Below are 14,298 nucleotides of genomic sequence, written 5' to 3' on the forward strand. Positions count from 1 at the left end.
ACCAGAGACATCTTCTCCCGATGCAATCTGCCAGCACTGCACACAAAAACGCATGTCCATTCACGCCGCTCTCCACCACGTCACCCACTACAAGTACGACCGGCTGGTGCAGCTGGGCCCCCAGGTCGTGCGCTTGCGGCCCGCGCCGCATTGCCGCAGCAACGTCATCTCGTATTCGCTGCGGGTCGAGCCGGCCGAGCACTTCGTCAACTGGATGCAGGACCCGTTCGCCAACTACCAGGCGCGGCTCGTGTTTCCCGAGAAGACGCGCGAATTCAAGGTCACCGTCGACCTCGTGGTCGAGATGGCGGTCTACAACCCCTTCGACTTCTTCCTGGAGCCGCAGGCCGAGAACTTCCCCTTCAAGTACAAGCCCTCGCAGGCCGAGGAACTCGCCCCCTATCTCGTGGCCGAGCCGGTCACGCCGCTGCTGCAGGCCTACCTCGACAAGATCGACCGCAAGGAACAGCGCACCATCGACTTCCTGGTCGGCCTGAACCAGCAGGTCCAGAAGGACGTCAACTACCTCATCCGCATGGAGCCCGGCGTGCAGACGCCGGAAGAAACGCTCGCCAACGGCAGCGGCTCCTGCCGCGACTCGGGCTGGCTGCTGGTGCAACTGCTGCGCCACTGCGGCCTGGCCGCGCGCTTCGTCTCGGGCTACCTCATCCAGCTCACGCCCGACGTGAAGGCGCTCGACGGCCCCAGCGGCACCACGGTCGACTTCACCGACCTGCACGCCTGGTGCGAGGTGTTCCTGCCCGGCGCGGGCTGGATCGGCCTCGACGCCACCTCGGGCCTGCTGGCGGGCGAAGGCCACATTCCGCTGGCCTGCACGCCCACGCCTTCGAGCGCCGCGCCGATCGAGGGCGGCGTGGACGAATCGGAGGTCGAGTTCGGCCACGACATGAAGGTCACGCGCATCTACGAATCGCCGCGCGTCACCAAGCCCTACACCGAAGACCAGTGGGCCGACGTGCTGGCCCTGGGCGATGCCGTCGACGCGCGCCTGAAGGCCGGTGACGTGCGCCTGACCATGGGCGGCGAGCCCACCTACGTGGCCACCACCGACCGCGACGCGCCCGAATGGAACACCGACGCGCTCGGCCCGACCAAGCGCGGCTACGCCACCGAGCTCGTGCACAAGCTGCGCGCCGAATACGGCAAGGGCGGCTTCCTGCACTTCGGCCAGGGCAAGTGGTATCCGGGCGAACAGCTGCCGCGCTGGGCGCTGTCGATCTTCTGGCGCGCCGACGGCCAGCCGCTGTGGCACGACCCCGACCTGTTCGCCGACGAGCGCTTTCCCACGCACTACACCAGCGAGGACGCGCGCCGCTTCACCAACCTGCTCGCGCAGAAGCTGGGCCTGACCGAGCGCTACATCCAGCCGGGCTACGAGGACATCTACTACTACCTCTGGCGCGAACGCCGCCTGCCGGTGAACGTCGACCCCTTCGACTCCAGGCTCGACGACGAGCTTGAGCGCATGCGCCTGCGCCGCGTGTTCACCCAGAAGCTCGATGCGGTGATCGGCTACATGCTGCCGCTGGAGCCCGGCAACGCGAACCGCGACGCCCCTTCGCTCGAAGGCCCCGCCTGGAAGACCGGCCCCTGGTTCCTGCGCGACGACCGGCTCTACCTCATTCCGGGCGACTCGCCCATGGGCTACCGCCTGCCGCTCGACTCGCAGCCCTGGGCCAGCAAGGGCGACTACCCGTACATGATCGAGCGCGACCCGAACGCGCCGCGCGGCGCGCTACCGAGCGGGGCCGACTACCGGGCACGCTACGCCGTGGGCACCGGTGACACCGGCGGACCGGGAGCCGACCTCGGCGCCGTGCCCTACGCCTTCGGCACGCCGCCCGTCGTGCCCTCTGCGCTGCGCATGCAGACGCCGGGCGCCGCGAGCGACGGCGACGGGCATGGCGAGGACGACAACGACGCCGCCAGCTCCGCAGATCCCAGCGTGACCCGCCAGCCCCTGCGCGGCGAATCCGCCCACTGGATCACCCGCACCGCGCTGTGCGTCGAAGTGCGCGACCCGCGCCGCGCCAACGGCCCCGCCGCCGAGAAGAAGGGCAGCGCCTCGGGCGTGCTCTACGTCTTCATGCCGCCGCTGGCCCGCCTGGAGGACTATCTCGACCTCGTGGCCGCGGTGGAGGCCACCGCGCGCGACCTGGGCGTGCGCATCGTGATGGAAGGCTATCCGCCGCCGCGCGATCCGCGCCTGAAGCTGCTGCAGGTCACGCCCGACCCGGGCGTGATCGAGGTCAACATCCATCCGGCCCACAACTGGAAGGAACTGGTCGACCACACCGAGTTCCTCTACAACGCCGCCTTCGAAACCCGCCTGTCGGCCGAGAAGTTCATGACCGACGGCCGCCACACCGGCACCGGCGGCGGCAACCACTTCGTGATGGGCGGCGCCACGCCGGCCGACAGCCCCTTCCTGCGCCGGCCCGAGCTGCTCGCAAGCCTGCTGCTGTACTGGCACAACCACCCGTCGCTGAGCTACCTGTTCTCGGGCATGTTCATCGGCCCGACGAGCCAGGCGCCGCGCGTGGACGAGGCGCGCAACGACCAGGTCTACGAGCTCGAGATCGCGCTGAAGGAAATCGCCAAGAACCGCGAGATCTACGGCCAGAACATGCCGGCTTGGCTGGTCGACCGCACGCTGCGCAACATCCTGATCGACGTCACGGGCAACACGCACCGCAGCGAGTTCTGCATCGACAAGCTCTACTCGCCCGACTCCAGCACCGGCCGCCTCGGCCTCTTGGAACTGCGCGCCTTCGAGATGCCGCCGCACGCACGCATGAGCATCGCGCAGCAGCTGCTGATCCGCGCGCTGGTGGCCCGCTTCTGGGATGAACCCTACAAGGCGCCCGTCACCCGCTGGGGCACCGAACTGCACGACCGCTTCCTGCTGCCGACTTTCGTGAAGATGGACTTCGACGACGTCATCAGCGAGATGCGCCAGGCCGGCTTCGCCTTCGACCCCGACTGGTTCGCGCCGCACTTCGAGTTCCGCTTCCCGCTGGTGGGCCAGATGCAGGCGATGGGCGTGGAGCTCTCGCTGCGCAATGCGCTCGAGCCCTGGCACGTGATGGGCGAGGAAGGCGCGATCGGCGGCACGGTGCGCTATGTGGATTCGTCGCTGGAGCGCATCGAGGTGCGCGTGACCGGCCTGAACGAAAGCCGCCACGTCGTCACCGTCAACGGCAAGGTGCTGCCGCTGCAGCCCACCGGCGTGGCCGGCGAGTTCGTGGCGGGCGTGCGCTACAAGGCCTGGAACCCGCCTTCGTCGCTGCACCCCAGCATCAAGGCCCACGCGCCGCTGACCTTCGACCTCGTCGACACCTGGATGAAGCGCTCGCTGGGCGGCTGCCAGTACTTCGTGGCCCACCCGGGCGGACGCAACTACGAGACCTTCCCGGTCAATGCCTACGAGGCCGAAAGCCGCCGCCATTCGCGCTTCACCCGCACCGGCCACACCCCCGGCCTGCTGCGCACGCCGCCGGCCACCATCGAGCTGCCGGGCAGCCGCGAATTCCCGTTCACGCTCGATCTGCGGCGTTGACCGGGATATTCCGCACACTGCCCGAACGGCTCCCCCGTGACGGCGGTGTGACAATCCACCCCCTGTGGAACCTTTGAACGAATCCCTGTTCGACGCCCAGGCACTGGAGTTTCCGGCCGCCCTGGCGTCGGCGCTCGCCCCGCCCGCCCTGCCCGGCCATTTCGACGAAATGCGCGGGCTGACCACGCCGGCAGCCCCTTCCCGACCGGCCGCGGCGCCCGCCCCTGCGCCGCAGCTGCACGACGCGGCGACGCAGCCACCGGCCGCGCCGCAGGCCACGCCCCCTGAGTCCCCGGAGCAGCCCCCGCTCACCCCCGCCTGGAACGCCTTCTTCGAACAGCTCGGCCCGGGCGGCTTCAACGACCTGCCCCGGCGCGCGGCCAGCCTGGAGCGGCAGATCCGCGACAACGGCGTTACCTACAACGTGTACGCCGACGCCAACGGCCCGCAGCGGCCGTGGTCGCTCGACCTGTTCCCGCTGATCGTCTCGCCCGAGAGCTGGAGCCAGATCGAGGCCGGCGTGCTGCAGCGCGTGCGCGTGCTCGACCGTGTGATGGCCGACGCCTACGGCCCGCAGCAGCTGCTGGCCGAGGGCCTCATTCCCCCGGCGCTGGTGCGCGGCCACCCCGGCTACCTGCGCGCGCTGCACGGCGTGAAGCCGCCGGGCGACACCTGGCTGCACATCGCCGCCTTCGACCTGGCGCGCGGCCCCGACGGCAACTGGTGGGTGGTCTCGCAGCGTACGCAGGCGCCCTCGGGCCTGGGCTACCTGCTCGAGAACCGCCTCGCCATCACGCGGCAGTTTCCGCAGGCCTTCGAGGCGCTGCACGTGCAGCGCCTGGCCGCCACCTACAGCGCCATGATGGAAGGCCTGCAGCGCATGTGCCCGGCCGGCGTGCCGCCGCACATCGCGCTGCTCACGCCGGGGCCGTACAACGAGACCTACTTCGAGCACGCCTACCTCGCGCGCTACCTCGGCGTCACGCTGGTCGAGGGCAGCGACCTCACGGTGCGCGACCAGCGGCTCTACCTGAAGACGCTGCAGGGCCTGCGCCCGGTGCACGGCCTCATCAAGCGGCTGGACGACCAGTTTCTCGACCCGCTGGAGCTGCGCCCCGACTCCACGCTCGGCGTGCCCGGCCTGCTGCAGGCGATCCGCGCCGGCAACGTGCTGGTGGCGAACATGCCGGGCTCGGCATTCCTCGAATCGCCCGCGCTGCTGGGCTTTCTGCCGGGGCTGGCACGCCGGCTGATCGACGAGAAGCTCATGCTGCCCGCCCTGCCCACCTGGTGGTGCGGCGAGCGCGCGGCGCTCGAATCGGTGCTGCCGCAGCTGGGCGACAGCGCCATCAAGCCCACATACCCCGGCTTCGACGGCCGCGCGAGCTTCGACGCGGTGCTCGGCAGCCAGCTCGGCCGGCGCGAGCTCGACGAGTGGGCCGGCCGCATCGTGCGCGAGGGCGACGTCCACACCGTGCAGGGCTACATGCCGCTGTCGCAGATGCCCACCTGGGCCAACGACATGGGCCCGGGCCATATCGCGCCGCGCGCCGTGATGCTGCGCGTGTTCGCGGTAAGCGACGGCGCGCAATCGTGGCGCGTGCTGCCCGGCGGGCTGGCACGGCTCACCGAGCCCGATGCGCAGTTCGCGTCGATGCAGCGCGGCGGCAGCAGTGCCGACGTGTGGGTTCAGACGCACGGCGAGGTCGACCGCACCACGCTGCTGCAGCCGCACAGCACGCCGGCATCGCTCGCGCGGCACCGCGCGCCGGTCACCAGCCGCGCGGCCGAGAACATGTTCTGGCTGGGCCGCTACACCGAGCGCGCCGAGAACGCCGTGCGCCTCGCCCGTCTCACGCTGAGCCTGCTGGGCAGCGAAGACCAGTCCTCGCGTCCGCTGCTCGACTGGCTGCACCGCATGGCGCTGCGCAATGCGCTGGTGCCGGCCGAAGTGCCGAGCGCGCCGCAGTCGCGCCGCGTGTTCGAGCGTGCGCTCATCGCCGAGCTGGGCGACGTGGCCCGCGGCGGCAGCGTGGGCTTCAGCCTGCGCTGCATCCGGCAGGCAGCGGCCGCGGTGCGCGAGCGCCTCTCGCAGGACACCTGGAACCAGATCGTGCGCACCGAGGCCGACTTCCTGCGCCGCGCCGCCGAGCAGGCTGACGAAGGCAGCTTCGCCGCCAGCGCCGCGCTGCGCGCCCTCGAATCCGCCAGCAACGCGCTCGCGGCGATGACCGGCGCGCAGACCGACCGCATGACGCGCGACGACGCGTGGCGCCTCTTGTCCATCGGCCGCCACATCGAGCGGCTGGGCTTCCTGGCGAATGCGCTGGAGGCCGGCTTCGACAACGGCGCGGTGCACGAGGTGAGCGGCTTCGAAGCCATGGTGGCGCTCTTCGACAGCACCATCACCTTCCACGCCCGTTACCAGCAGCGCCGCGACGTCGCCACCATGGTCGACCTGCTGGTGCTCGACGCCGAGAACCCGCGCTCCCTGGCCTGGGTCACGCAGACCCTGCGCGGGCGCATCGCGCGGCTCGCGGGCAGCGCGCCGGGCAAGCTGACGGCGCTGTCGTACGAGCTGCCCGATCCGGCCAGTTGGACGCTGGAGCACCTTTGCGCTACAGGGCCTGACGCCGACCATCCCGAGCTCGTAAAGCTGCTCGCCAGCTGCGAGACGGCGGCCTACCATGTGTCCGACGCCATCGGCACGCGCTACTTCACGCTGACCTCCGAGTCGCTGCGCTCGGTAGGCGCCTGATCTCCCATACAACAAGACAAGCAGTTCAAGACAGTTCCAAGGAGGCACCCCATGTCAGGCATCACCATCAATCGCCGCTTCGCACTCACCGCCGCAGGCCTCCTCGCGGCCCTCGCCATTGCCGGCTGCGGCAAGCAGGAGCCGGCATCAGCCCCGGCCGCCGGCACACCGGCGGCACCAGCCCCCGCGCGCGTGCTCGTGGTCGGCACCGATGCCGCCTACACGCCCTTCGAGTCGCAGAACGACAGGGGCGAGATCGTTGGCTTCGACATCGACGTGGTGAAGGCGGTCGCGCAGAAGGCCGGCTTCGAGGTGAAGTTCGTCAACACGCCATGGGAAGGCATCTTCAATTCGCTGGCCCAGGGCGACCGCGACCTGCTGGTGTCGGCCATCACCATCACCGACGAGCGCCGCCAGACGATGGACTTCTCGCAGTCGTACTTCGACGCGCGCCAGCTCATCGCCGTGCGCAACGACGCGCCCATCGCCAGGTTCGAGGACATCAAGACGCTGAAGGTCGGCGTGCAGAACGGCACCACCGGCGACGAGGTCGTGGGCAAGCTGCTGGGCAAGTCGAACACCGCCATCAAGCGCTTCGAATCGACGCCGCTGGCGCTCAAGGAACTCGAAGCCGGCGGAGTGCAGGCCGTGGTGGCCGACAACGGCGTGGTGGTGCACTACCTCGCCAACAACACCGCCGGCGGCTTCAAGACGGTGAGCGACACCAGCTTCCCGGTCGAGAAGTACGGCATTGCCGTGAAGAAGGGCAACGCCGAGCTGCTCGCCAGGATCAACCAGGGCCTCGAAGGCATCCGCGCCGACGGCACCTACGCGAAGATCTACGCCTCGTACTTCGGCTCCGAGTCGAAGTAAGCGGGCGGTCCACGCAATCGGCGCCGGCCACCATGCTGCTCCACGTCACCCACGAAACGCGCTACGAGTACTCGCCGCCGGTCGAGACCGCGCAGCATCTCGCGCACCTGAAGCCGCTGGCCACCGGCTCGCAGAAGCTCGTGAGCCACAAGCTCTCCATCGAGCCAGCGCCGGCCCAGCGCAGCGAGCAGGCCGACCTGTACGGCAACACGCGCGCCTTCTTCGCTCTGGAGGCCACTCACGACCGGCTGGTGGTCACGGCCGAGAGCGTGGTCGAGACTTCGCAGCCCGTGCTCTCGCCCGCCGTGGCGCGCGAGTTGCCGTGGGAATCGGTGCGCGAGCGCTTCCGCTTCCGCAAGGACGCCACCTTCGACGCGGCTTCGGAGTTCGTCTTTCCCTCGCCCTACGTGCCGCGCCACGACGACTTCGTGGCCTATGCGCGCGCCAGCTTCGTGCCTGGCCGACCCGCCTTCGACGTGGCGATGGACCTCACCGAGCGCATGTACGCCGACTTCGCCTACGACGCCGACAGCACAGAGATCAACACCCCTGCCGTCGAGGCCCTCGCGCAGCGCAAGGGCGTGTGCCAGGACTTCGCCCACATCATGATCGCGTGCTTCCGCACCATGGGCCTGCCAGCGCGCTACGTCAGCGGCTACCTGCTCACGCAGCCGCCCCCTGGCCAGCCCCGGCTGGTAGGCGCCGACGCCTCGCACGCATGGGTGTCGGTGTACCTGCCCGGCGAGGACGACGGCACCGGCGGCAGCCCCGGCGACTGGGTCGACTTCGACCCCACCAACGGCCGCCAGCCCGGCGAGGACTACGTCACGCTGGCCATCGGCCGCGACTACTCCGACGTCTCGCCGATGCGCGGCGTACTGCATGGCGGCGCAAGGCACACGCTGAGGGTCGGCGTGACCGTGCAGCCGGTGGGGGAAGTGGTCGATGGCCTGCCGCAAACACGGACACAATCGCCTTCCCAAGACAAGGAGTCTCCATGAGCGTTTACGACAAACTTTCCAGCCTCGGCATCACCCTTCCGCCCGTCGCCGCACCCGCTGCCGCGTACGTGCCCTTCGTGCAGACCGGCAATCTCGTGTTCCTGTCGGGCCACATCGCCAAGAAGGACGGCAAGGTCTGGACCGGCCAGCTCGGCGCCAGCATCGGCACCGAAGAAGGCAAGCAGGCCGCCCGCGCCATCGCCATCGACCTGCTGGGCACGCTGCACGCGGCCGTGGGCGACCTGAACAAGGTCAAGCGCATCGTCAAGGTGATGAGCCTGGTCAACTCGGTCGGCACCTTCACCGAGCAGCACCTGGTGACCAACGGCGCGAGCGAGTTCTTCGCCGAAGTCTTCGGCCCCGAGAAGGGCGCGCATGCGCGCAGCGCCTTCGGCGTGGCGCAGATTCCGCTGGGCGCGTGCGTGGAGATCGAGCTGATCGCGGAAGTGGGCTGACCGGCCTTCGGCCTTACCCTTTCGATGAAGCCCGGCGGTTCAGTCTGCCGGGCTTTTCTGCTTCGAGGCCACCGAGGAGGCTCAGGTGTCCTGCCGGGCGGCGACCAAGCGCGCTCCCGGCCGCCGGCGCTTCGAGGCGATCGCCGGCCGCGTTCGCCGCATGCCCGACGGTCCAGGGCGATTGCCACGCCGCGCTGTCCTCACGGCTCCCCCAGGCTGCGCCAGCCGCCGATGCGCCTCGAACCGCGCCTCCTTCTGCTTCAGGTAATGCATGAGCACATGCGACACCATGTTCAGCCCGAAGGTGCCGAAGGCGGCCGGAAAGATGTAGAGCGCGACCGAAAGCTCCGACGAGAAGACGAGGTCGTCGGCCAGCGACGGCGTGAGCCGGGCCTGATGCGACAGCGCGCGCAGCACGAAGATGTCCACGCCCGCCAGCACGATCAGCAGCAGCCCGAAGGCGAGCACGGTCTTCTTCGAGAACTCCCGCCGCACGAAGAGCGTGACGAAGATCGCCGCCGGGCAGACCAGCGAGCACAGCACCAGCAACCAGAAGCGCACTTGCGTGAAGACGGTGACGTCCGACGGGATATGCATGGGAGCGATTGAGCCATGAAGCCTGCCCCGCAATTTGTCCGGCAGGTGAAGCGCCGGTAAAAGCGGCTGTCAAAAGGTGGTGGCGGCAATGCCTGGGGGTGACGGCGAAAGGGTCGGCTTGGCCGTATGCGAGCCGCTGCATGGCCCCCGGGGTGCGCGCGCCCAACCGTGATCGGCCTTTCGAGAATGGCAGGAGAAATCCGCGCACGGCCCGATGGAGGGTTATAAAGCCGCACGTCCGGCAAAGACCGGTACCCGAGACAACACAGAGGACGGCACATCATGGAGTTCGACTACGTGATCGTGGGTGGCGGCTCCGGCGGCGCCACGCTAGCCGGACGGCTCAGCGAAGACCCCGCCGTACAGGTCTGCCTGGTCGAGGCAGGCGGCGACGGCCGCGGCATCCTGGTGCGGGCGCCGGCCGGCGCGGCGGCCATGATCTCGGGGCGCCCTCGCATCAACAACTACGCCTACCGGACCGTGCCGCAACCCGGCTTGAACGGCCGGCGCGGCTACCAGCCGCGCGGACGCTGCCTGGGCGGCTCCAGCGCCATCAACGCCATGCTCTACGTGCGCGGCCATCCCGACGACTACGACGACTGGGAGCGCGCGGGCTGCATCGGCTGGTCCTTCGACGACGTGCTGCCCTTCTTCAAGCGCTCGGAGGGCAACCAGCGCGGCGAGAGCGCCATGCACGGCGCGAGCGGTCCGCTGCAGGTTGCCGACCAGCAGTCGCCGCGCGAGATCAGCAACGCCTTCGTGCGCGCCGCCATGGAGTGCGGCATTCCGCGCAACGACGACTTCAACGACGGCGTGCGGCAGGAAGGTGCCGGCCTCTACCAGGTCACGCAGTTCCACGGCGGCGCGAAGAACGGCGAACGCTGCTCGGCGGCGGCCGCCTACCTGCATCCGGTGATGAGCGCGCGCTCCAACCTCACGGTGATGACCGGCGTGCAGGCACAGCGCGTGCTGCTCGACGAGCGCCGCGCCACCGGCGTCGAGATACGCCGCGACGGCGAGACCGACACCCTGTTCGCGCGCCGCGAGGTGGTGCTGTGCGGCGGGGCCTTCAACTCGCCGCAGCTGCTGATGCTCTCGGGCATCGGCGATCCGGAAGAGCTGGTGCGGCACGGCATCGCGGTGCGCCATGCGCTGCCGGGCGTGGGACGCAACCTGCAGGACCACGTCGACTTCATCCTCTCCTATCGCACGCAGGAGAAGAACCTGCCCGGCCTCGGCCCGATGGGACTGCTGAACTTCGCGAAGGCAATTCCGGAATGGAGGCGCAGCGGCAAGGGCCTGATCGCCACGCCCTACGCCGAGGCCGGCGCCTTCGTCAGGACATCGCCCGAACTCGACAAGCCCGACCTGCAGCTGCACTTCGTGATCGCGCTGGTCGACGACCACGCGCGCAAACTGCACGGCGGCTTCGGCTTCTCATGCCATGCCTGCGTGCTGCGCCCCAAGGCCCGTGGCGACGTGCGGCTGAACGATGCCGATCCGGCGACGGCGCCGCGCATCGATCCGAAATTCCTCTCGCACGAGGACGACGTCGCGCGGCTGCTCGCGGGCGTGAAGAAGATGCGCGAGATCCTGCATGCACCGGCATTGCAGAAGTACCGGCAGGCCGAGCTCTACACGGCCGGCGCGAACACCGACGAAGAGCTGCTCTCGCACATCCGCTCGCGCGCCGACACCATCTACCACCCCGTGGGCACCTGCAAGATGGGCACCGACGCGATGGCGGTGGTCGATGCGAAGCTGCGCGTGCATGGCATCGCCAACCTGCGCGTGGTCGATGCATCGGTGATGCCGACGCTGATCGGCGGCAACACCAATGCCCCGACGATCATGATCGCGGAGCGTGCCGCCGAGTGGATGCGCGGCCCGCTCACCTTCGACCGCGCCGAACTCGATGCTAGACGGCCCGCGACGAGCCTCGAACGACCAGTTCTCCAGGCAGCAGCAACTGGCGCGCAGGCGCATCCAGCCCACGCAACCGTTCGATCAGGCATGTAGCGGCCGCACGGCCGATGGCATCGGTGGGCTGCGCCACGGTGCTCAGGCCCGGGCCGATGAGCGAGGCCCATTCGGGATCGTCGAAGCCCACGAAGCCGAGGTCGGCACCGAACTGCCAGCCCAGCCGCGCCATCGCCTGTGCGATGCGCAGCGTGACCACCGCATTGCCCGCGACCACCGCCGCGCGGCGGCCACGCTTCGCACGCTGGCGCAGGGCGCGCAGTGCCTCGTCGAGCGCATCGGTCTCGCCTTCCACGCTCTCGAACACCTCGCCCGCCACGCGCGGCTCGTGCGCGGCCACGCAGGCGCCGAAGGCGGCCGTGCGTTCGCGCCGCGAGCTCACGCCCTTCTGCGGCTCGGTGACGTAGAGCAGTTCGCGATAGCCGCCTTCGACCAGGTGGCCGCAGGTGGCGGCCATCGCGGAATCGTTGTCGAGCGAAACGAAGTCGGTGTGCATGCCCGCATGCCGGCGGTCCACCAGCACCGCCGGCTTGCCGTGCAGCGTGACCGCGTCGACCACGTTGCTGCCGCGCCCCAGCGTGTTGAGGATGAAGCCGTCGACCTGGTAGCCCGCCAGCGCGTCGATGGCCTCGCGCTCGCGTTCGCTCTCGTTGCCGAGGTTGAACAGCATCACGAGGTAGCCGGCGTCCTGGCAGGCCTTCTCGGCGCCGCGCAGCACCGCGACGGAATACGGGTTGGTGATGTCGGCCACGATCAGGCCGACCAGCCGTGAGCGGCCATGGCTCAGCGCCTGCGCCATCGGGCTGGGCGAGTAGCCGAGCTTGGCGATGGCGACCTCGACGCGCGCTGCGATGTCGGGGCTCAGCAGGCGCTCGCGATGGTTGAGGAAGCGCGAGACGGTGGCCTTGGAGACGCCGGCGGCCTCGGCGACGTCGGCGATGGTGGCGCGGCCGGTGGGTTTCATCGGCGCCTCTCGATCCCTCTCCCCTTGGAGAGAGGGTCGGGGTGAGGGTCGACGGCGGTGGCGGAGGCAGCGCTCGCGCGAGGGCCCCTGCCCTCACCCCAGCCCTCTCCCCAAGGGGAGAGGGAGCAAGACAGGGAGGTCATGCGCTGGCCGTGTCGTACGGCGCCGTCGGCTTCTCGCCGGCCAGCACCTGCAGCAGGTTCGTCGTCGCCAGCTCCGCCATGGCATGCCGCGTCTCGTGCGTGGCCGAGCCGATGTGCGGCAGCGGCGTCACGCGCGGGTGGGTGCGCAGCGGCGAATCGGCGGGCAGCGGTTCCTTCGCGAACACGTCCAGGCCGGCGGCGCGCAGCGTGCCGTGGTCGAGCGCATGCAGCAGCGCCTCTTCGTTCACGGTGGCGCCACGGCCGCCGTTGATGAAGGCGGCGCCGGGCTTCATGCGCGCGAAGAAGGCGGCGTCGATCATGCCGCGCGTGGCCTCGGTCAGCGGCAGCATCGCGAGCACGATGTCGGAACGCGCGAGCAGGTCGTCCAGCGGCGTGTGCGTGGCGCGGCCCTGCAGCTCGGGCGCCTGCGCAGCCAGGTCGACCGGACGGCGCGAGTGGTACAGCACCGGCATGCCGAAGCCCAGCGCCGCACGGCGTGCCACGGCCTGGCCGATGCGGCCGAAGCCGAGGATGCCCAACGTCTTGCCGTGCACGTCGGTGCCGAAGAGTTCCTCGCCGATGTTCTTGGTCCAGCGGCCTTCGCGCACCATGGTCGAGAGCTCGACCACGCGGCGCTGCGTGGCCATGAGGATCGCGAATACCGTGTCGGCCACCGTCTCGGTGAGCACGTCGGGCGTGTGGCACAGCACGATGCCGCGCTTGTGCAGCTCGGCCAGCGGGTAGTTGTCGACGCCGACGGACACGCTGGAAATCACTTCGAGCTGCGGCGCCGCGTCGAGCAGCGCGGCATCGACCGGATGGCTGGAGCCGATCAGCCCATGCGCGTTGCGCAGCGCGGCGGAGAAAGCCTCGGGCTCCTTGCGCGGATCGGCCACGGTGACGTTGTGCGCGGCCTGCAGGCGCGCGAGCTGGTCTTCGGGCAAGGGCCGGAAGACAAGCACGTTCTTCTTCGTCATGGTCATCAAAGCCCCGCTTCCTCGAGTTGCGCCCGCGTCGGCAGGCCTTCGGTGTCGCCCAGCACCTGCACGGCGCGCGCGCCGATCCATGCACCGCGGCGCACGGCGTCGGGCACGCTGCGGCCTTCGAGCAATGCGCTCACCACGCCTGCCGCGAAGCCGTCGCCGGCGCCCACGGTGTCGATCACTTCCTTCACCGGAAAGCCGTCTACGCGGCCGGTGCCGGCCACGTCGCTGTCGTAGTAGGCGCCCTCGGCACCGAGCTTCACCACCACCAGCTTGGCGCCGCGCTCGCGGTAGAACTTCGCCACGTCTTCCGGCTTGCTGTGGCCGGTGAGCAGCAGGCCTTCTTCGATGCCTGGCAGCACCCAGTCGGCGCGCGAGGCGAGTTCGTTGATCCAGTGGCGCATGGTCTCGGTGGACGACCACAGCGTGGGGCGCAGGTTGGTGTCGAAGGAGATGGTGCGGCCGGCGGCGCGCATCACGTCCATGCTCTTGAGCGCGGCCTGCAGGCTGGTGTCGGAGATGGCGGCAAACACGCCGGTGGCGTGGAGGTGGCGCGCCGAGCGCAGCCATGCCTCGTCGACGTCGGCCGGGCCCATGTGGCTTGCGGCCGAGCCCTTGCGGTGGTACTCGATCGGCGGGTCGCTGCCGTCGGTGACGCGGCCCTTGAACTGGAAGCCGGTGCGCTGCGTCGGATCGGTGATCACGTGCGAGCAGTCGATGCCCTCGGCGCGCATCGCGGCCAGCAGCGCGCGGCCCATGGAGTCGGTGCCGAGCCGGCTGGCCCAGCCCACCTTCAGGCCCAGGCGCGAGAGGCCGATGGCCACGTTGGTCTCGGCGCCGGCGGTGCGCTTGTGGAAGGACTGCGCGTCCTCCAGCGGACCGGGCCGGTCGGCCACCAGCAGCAGCATGGCCTCGCCGAAGAGCGCGACGTCGAATGCGGCGGGTTCTGTCATGTGTGTTTCGT

At 69.8% G+C, this 14,298-nt stretch carries 10 protein-coding genes; 6 read left to right on the forward strand and 4 right to left on the reverse strand.

Going from position 1 to position 14,298, the window contains the following annotated elements:
• Window positions 1-52: 52 nt before the first annotated feature.
• From ABL838_RS19700 to ABL838_RS19720, 5 genes are all read left to right on the forward strand, one after another.
• A complete protein-coding gene (locus ABL838_RS19700) occupies window positions 53-3,580 on the forward strand; it encodes a DUF2126 domain-containing protein (RefSeq protein WP_369661655.1) in 3,528 nt (1,175 codons plus the stop codon).
• A gap of 64 nt (window positions 3,581-3,644) precedes the next feature.
• On the forward strand, window positions 3,645-6,338 hold the full coding sequence (locus ABL838_RS19705; RefSeq protein WP_418121567.1) for a circularly permuted type 2 ATP-grasp protein: 2,694 nt from the start codon (window positions 3,645-3,647) through the stop codon (window positions 6,336-6,338).
• A gap of 51 nt (window positions 6,339-6,389) precedes the next feature.
• A complete protein-coding gene (locus tag ABL838_RS19710) occupies window positions 6,390-7,211 on the forward strand; it encodes a basic amino acid ABC transporter substrate-binding protein (protein WP_184641273.1) in 822 nt (273 codons plus the stop codon).
• 32 nt (window positions 7,212-7,243) lie between these two features.
• The gene (locus ABL838_RS19715; RefSeq protein ID WP_184641274.1) at window positions 7,244-8,212 is read left to right on the forward strand and encodes a transglutaminase family protein; all 969 of its coding nucleotides are present in this window, start codon (window positions 7,244-7,246) and stop codon (window positions 8,210-8,212) included.
• Complete coding sequence (locus ABL838_RS19720; RefSeq protein ID WP_418117018.1) at window positions 8,209-8,667, forward strand: RidA family protein; 459 nt, start codon at window positions 8,209-8,211, stop codon at window positions 8,665-8,667. Before ABL838_RS19715 ends, ABL838_RS19720 begins: the two co-directional genes overlap by 4 nt.
• Window positions 8,668-8,748: 81 nt before the next feature.
• Here ABL838_RS19720 and ABL838_RS19725 read toward each other — a convergent pair whose 3' ends face one another.
• Window positions 8,749-9,264 carry a hypothetical protein gene (locus ABL838_RS19725; protein WP_418121568.1) on the reverse strand — a complete coding sequence of 172 codons (516 nt, stop codon included), beginning with the start codon at window positions 9,262-9,264 and terminating at the stop codon, window positions 8,749-8,751.
• A gap of 282 nt (window positions 9,265-9,546) precedes the next feature.
• On the opposite strand from ABL838_RS19725, the gene ABL838_RS19730 reads away from it, so the two are divergent.
• Window positions 9,547-11,283, forward strand: coding sequence for a GMC family oxidoreductase (locus tag ABL838_RS19730; RefSeq protein WP_418121569.1), 1,737 nt, complete (start codon window positions 9,547-9,549; stop codon window positions 11,281-11,283).
• Here the strand turns inward: ABL838_RS19730 and ABL838_RS19735 are convergent.
• The 3 genes from ABL838_RS19735 to ABL838_RS19745 form a co-directional block, all read right to left on the reverse strand.
• A complete protein-coding gene (locus ABL838_RS19735) occupies window positions 11,183-12,208 on the reverse strand; it encodes a LacI family DNA-binding transcriptional regulator (protein ID WP_126021770.1) in 1,026 nt (341 codons plus the stop codon). The two genes, ABL838_RS19730 and ABL838_RS19735, sit on opposite strands and share 101 nt — an antisense overlap.
• A 139-nt stretch (window positions 12,209-12,347) precedes the next feature.
• The gene (locus tag ABL838_RS19740; RefSeq protein ID WP_418121570.1) at window positions 12,348-13,334 is read right to left on the reverse strand and encodes a 2-hydroxyacid dehydrogenase; all 987 of its coding nucleotides are present in this window, start codon (window positions 13,332-13,334) and stop codon (window positions 12,348-12,350) included.
• Complete coding sequence (locus ABL838_RS19745; protein WP_418121571.1) at window positions 13,334-14,287, reverse strand: sugar kinase; 954 nt, start codon at window positions 14,285-14,287, stop codon at window positions 13,334-13,336. The genes ABL838_RS19740 and ABL838_RS19745 overlap by 1 nt, the downstream gene beginning before the upstream one ends.
• Window positions 14,288-14,298: the final 11 nt, after the last annotated feature.

Source organism: Variovorax sp. 160MFSha2.1 (assembly GCF_048305075.1).
Taxonomy (GTDB): Bacteria; Pseudomonadota; Gammaproteobacteria; order Burkholderiales; family Burkholderiaceae_C; genus Variovorax; species Variovorax guangxiensis.

Excerpts from the sequence above, each read along its gene's own strand:
- ABL838_RS19700 (WP_369661655.1), top strand. The coding sequence starts at position 53 with ATGTCCATTCACGCCGCTCTCCACCACGTCACCCACTACAAGTACGAC.
- ABL838_RS19710 (WP_184641273.1), top strand. The coding sequence starts at position 6,390 with ATGTCAGGCATCACCATCAATCGCCGCTTCGCACTCACCGCCGCAGGC.
- ABL838_RS19715 (WP_184641274.1), top strand. The coding sequence starts at position 7,244 with ATGCTGCTCCACGTCACCCACGAAACGCGCTACGAGTACTCGCCGCCG.
- ABL838_RS19720 (WP_418117018.1), top strand. The coding sequence starts at position 8,209 with ATGAGCGTTTACGACAAACTTTCCAGCCTCGGCATCACCCTTCCGCCC.
- ABL838_RS19725 (WP_418121568.1), bottom strand. The coding sequence starts at position 9,264 with ATGCATATCCCGTCGGACGTCACCGTCTTCACGCAAGTGCGCTTCTGG.
- ABL838_RS19730 (WP_418121569.1), top strand. The coding sequence starts at position 9,547 with ATGGAGTTCGACTACGTGATCGTGGGTGGCGGCTCCGGCGGCGCCACG.
- ABL838_RS19735 (WP_126021770.1), bottom strand. The coding sequence starts at position 12,208 with ATGAAACCCACCGGCCGCGCCACCATCGCCGACGTCGCCGAGGCCGCC.
- ABL838_RS19740 (WP_418121570.1), bottom strand. The coding sequence starts at position 13,334 with ATGACCATGACGAAGAAGAACGTGCTTGTCTTCCGGCCCTTGCCCGAA.
- ABL838_RS19745 (WP_418121571.1), bottom strand. The coding sequence starts at position 14,287 with ATGACAGAACCCGCCGCATTCGACGTCGCGCTCTTCGGCGAGGCCATG.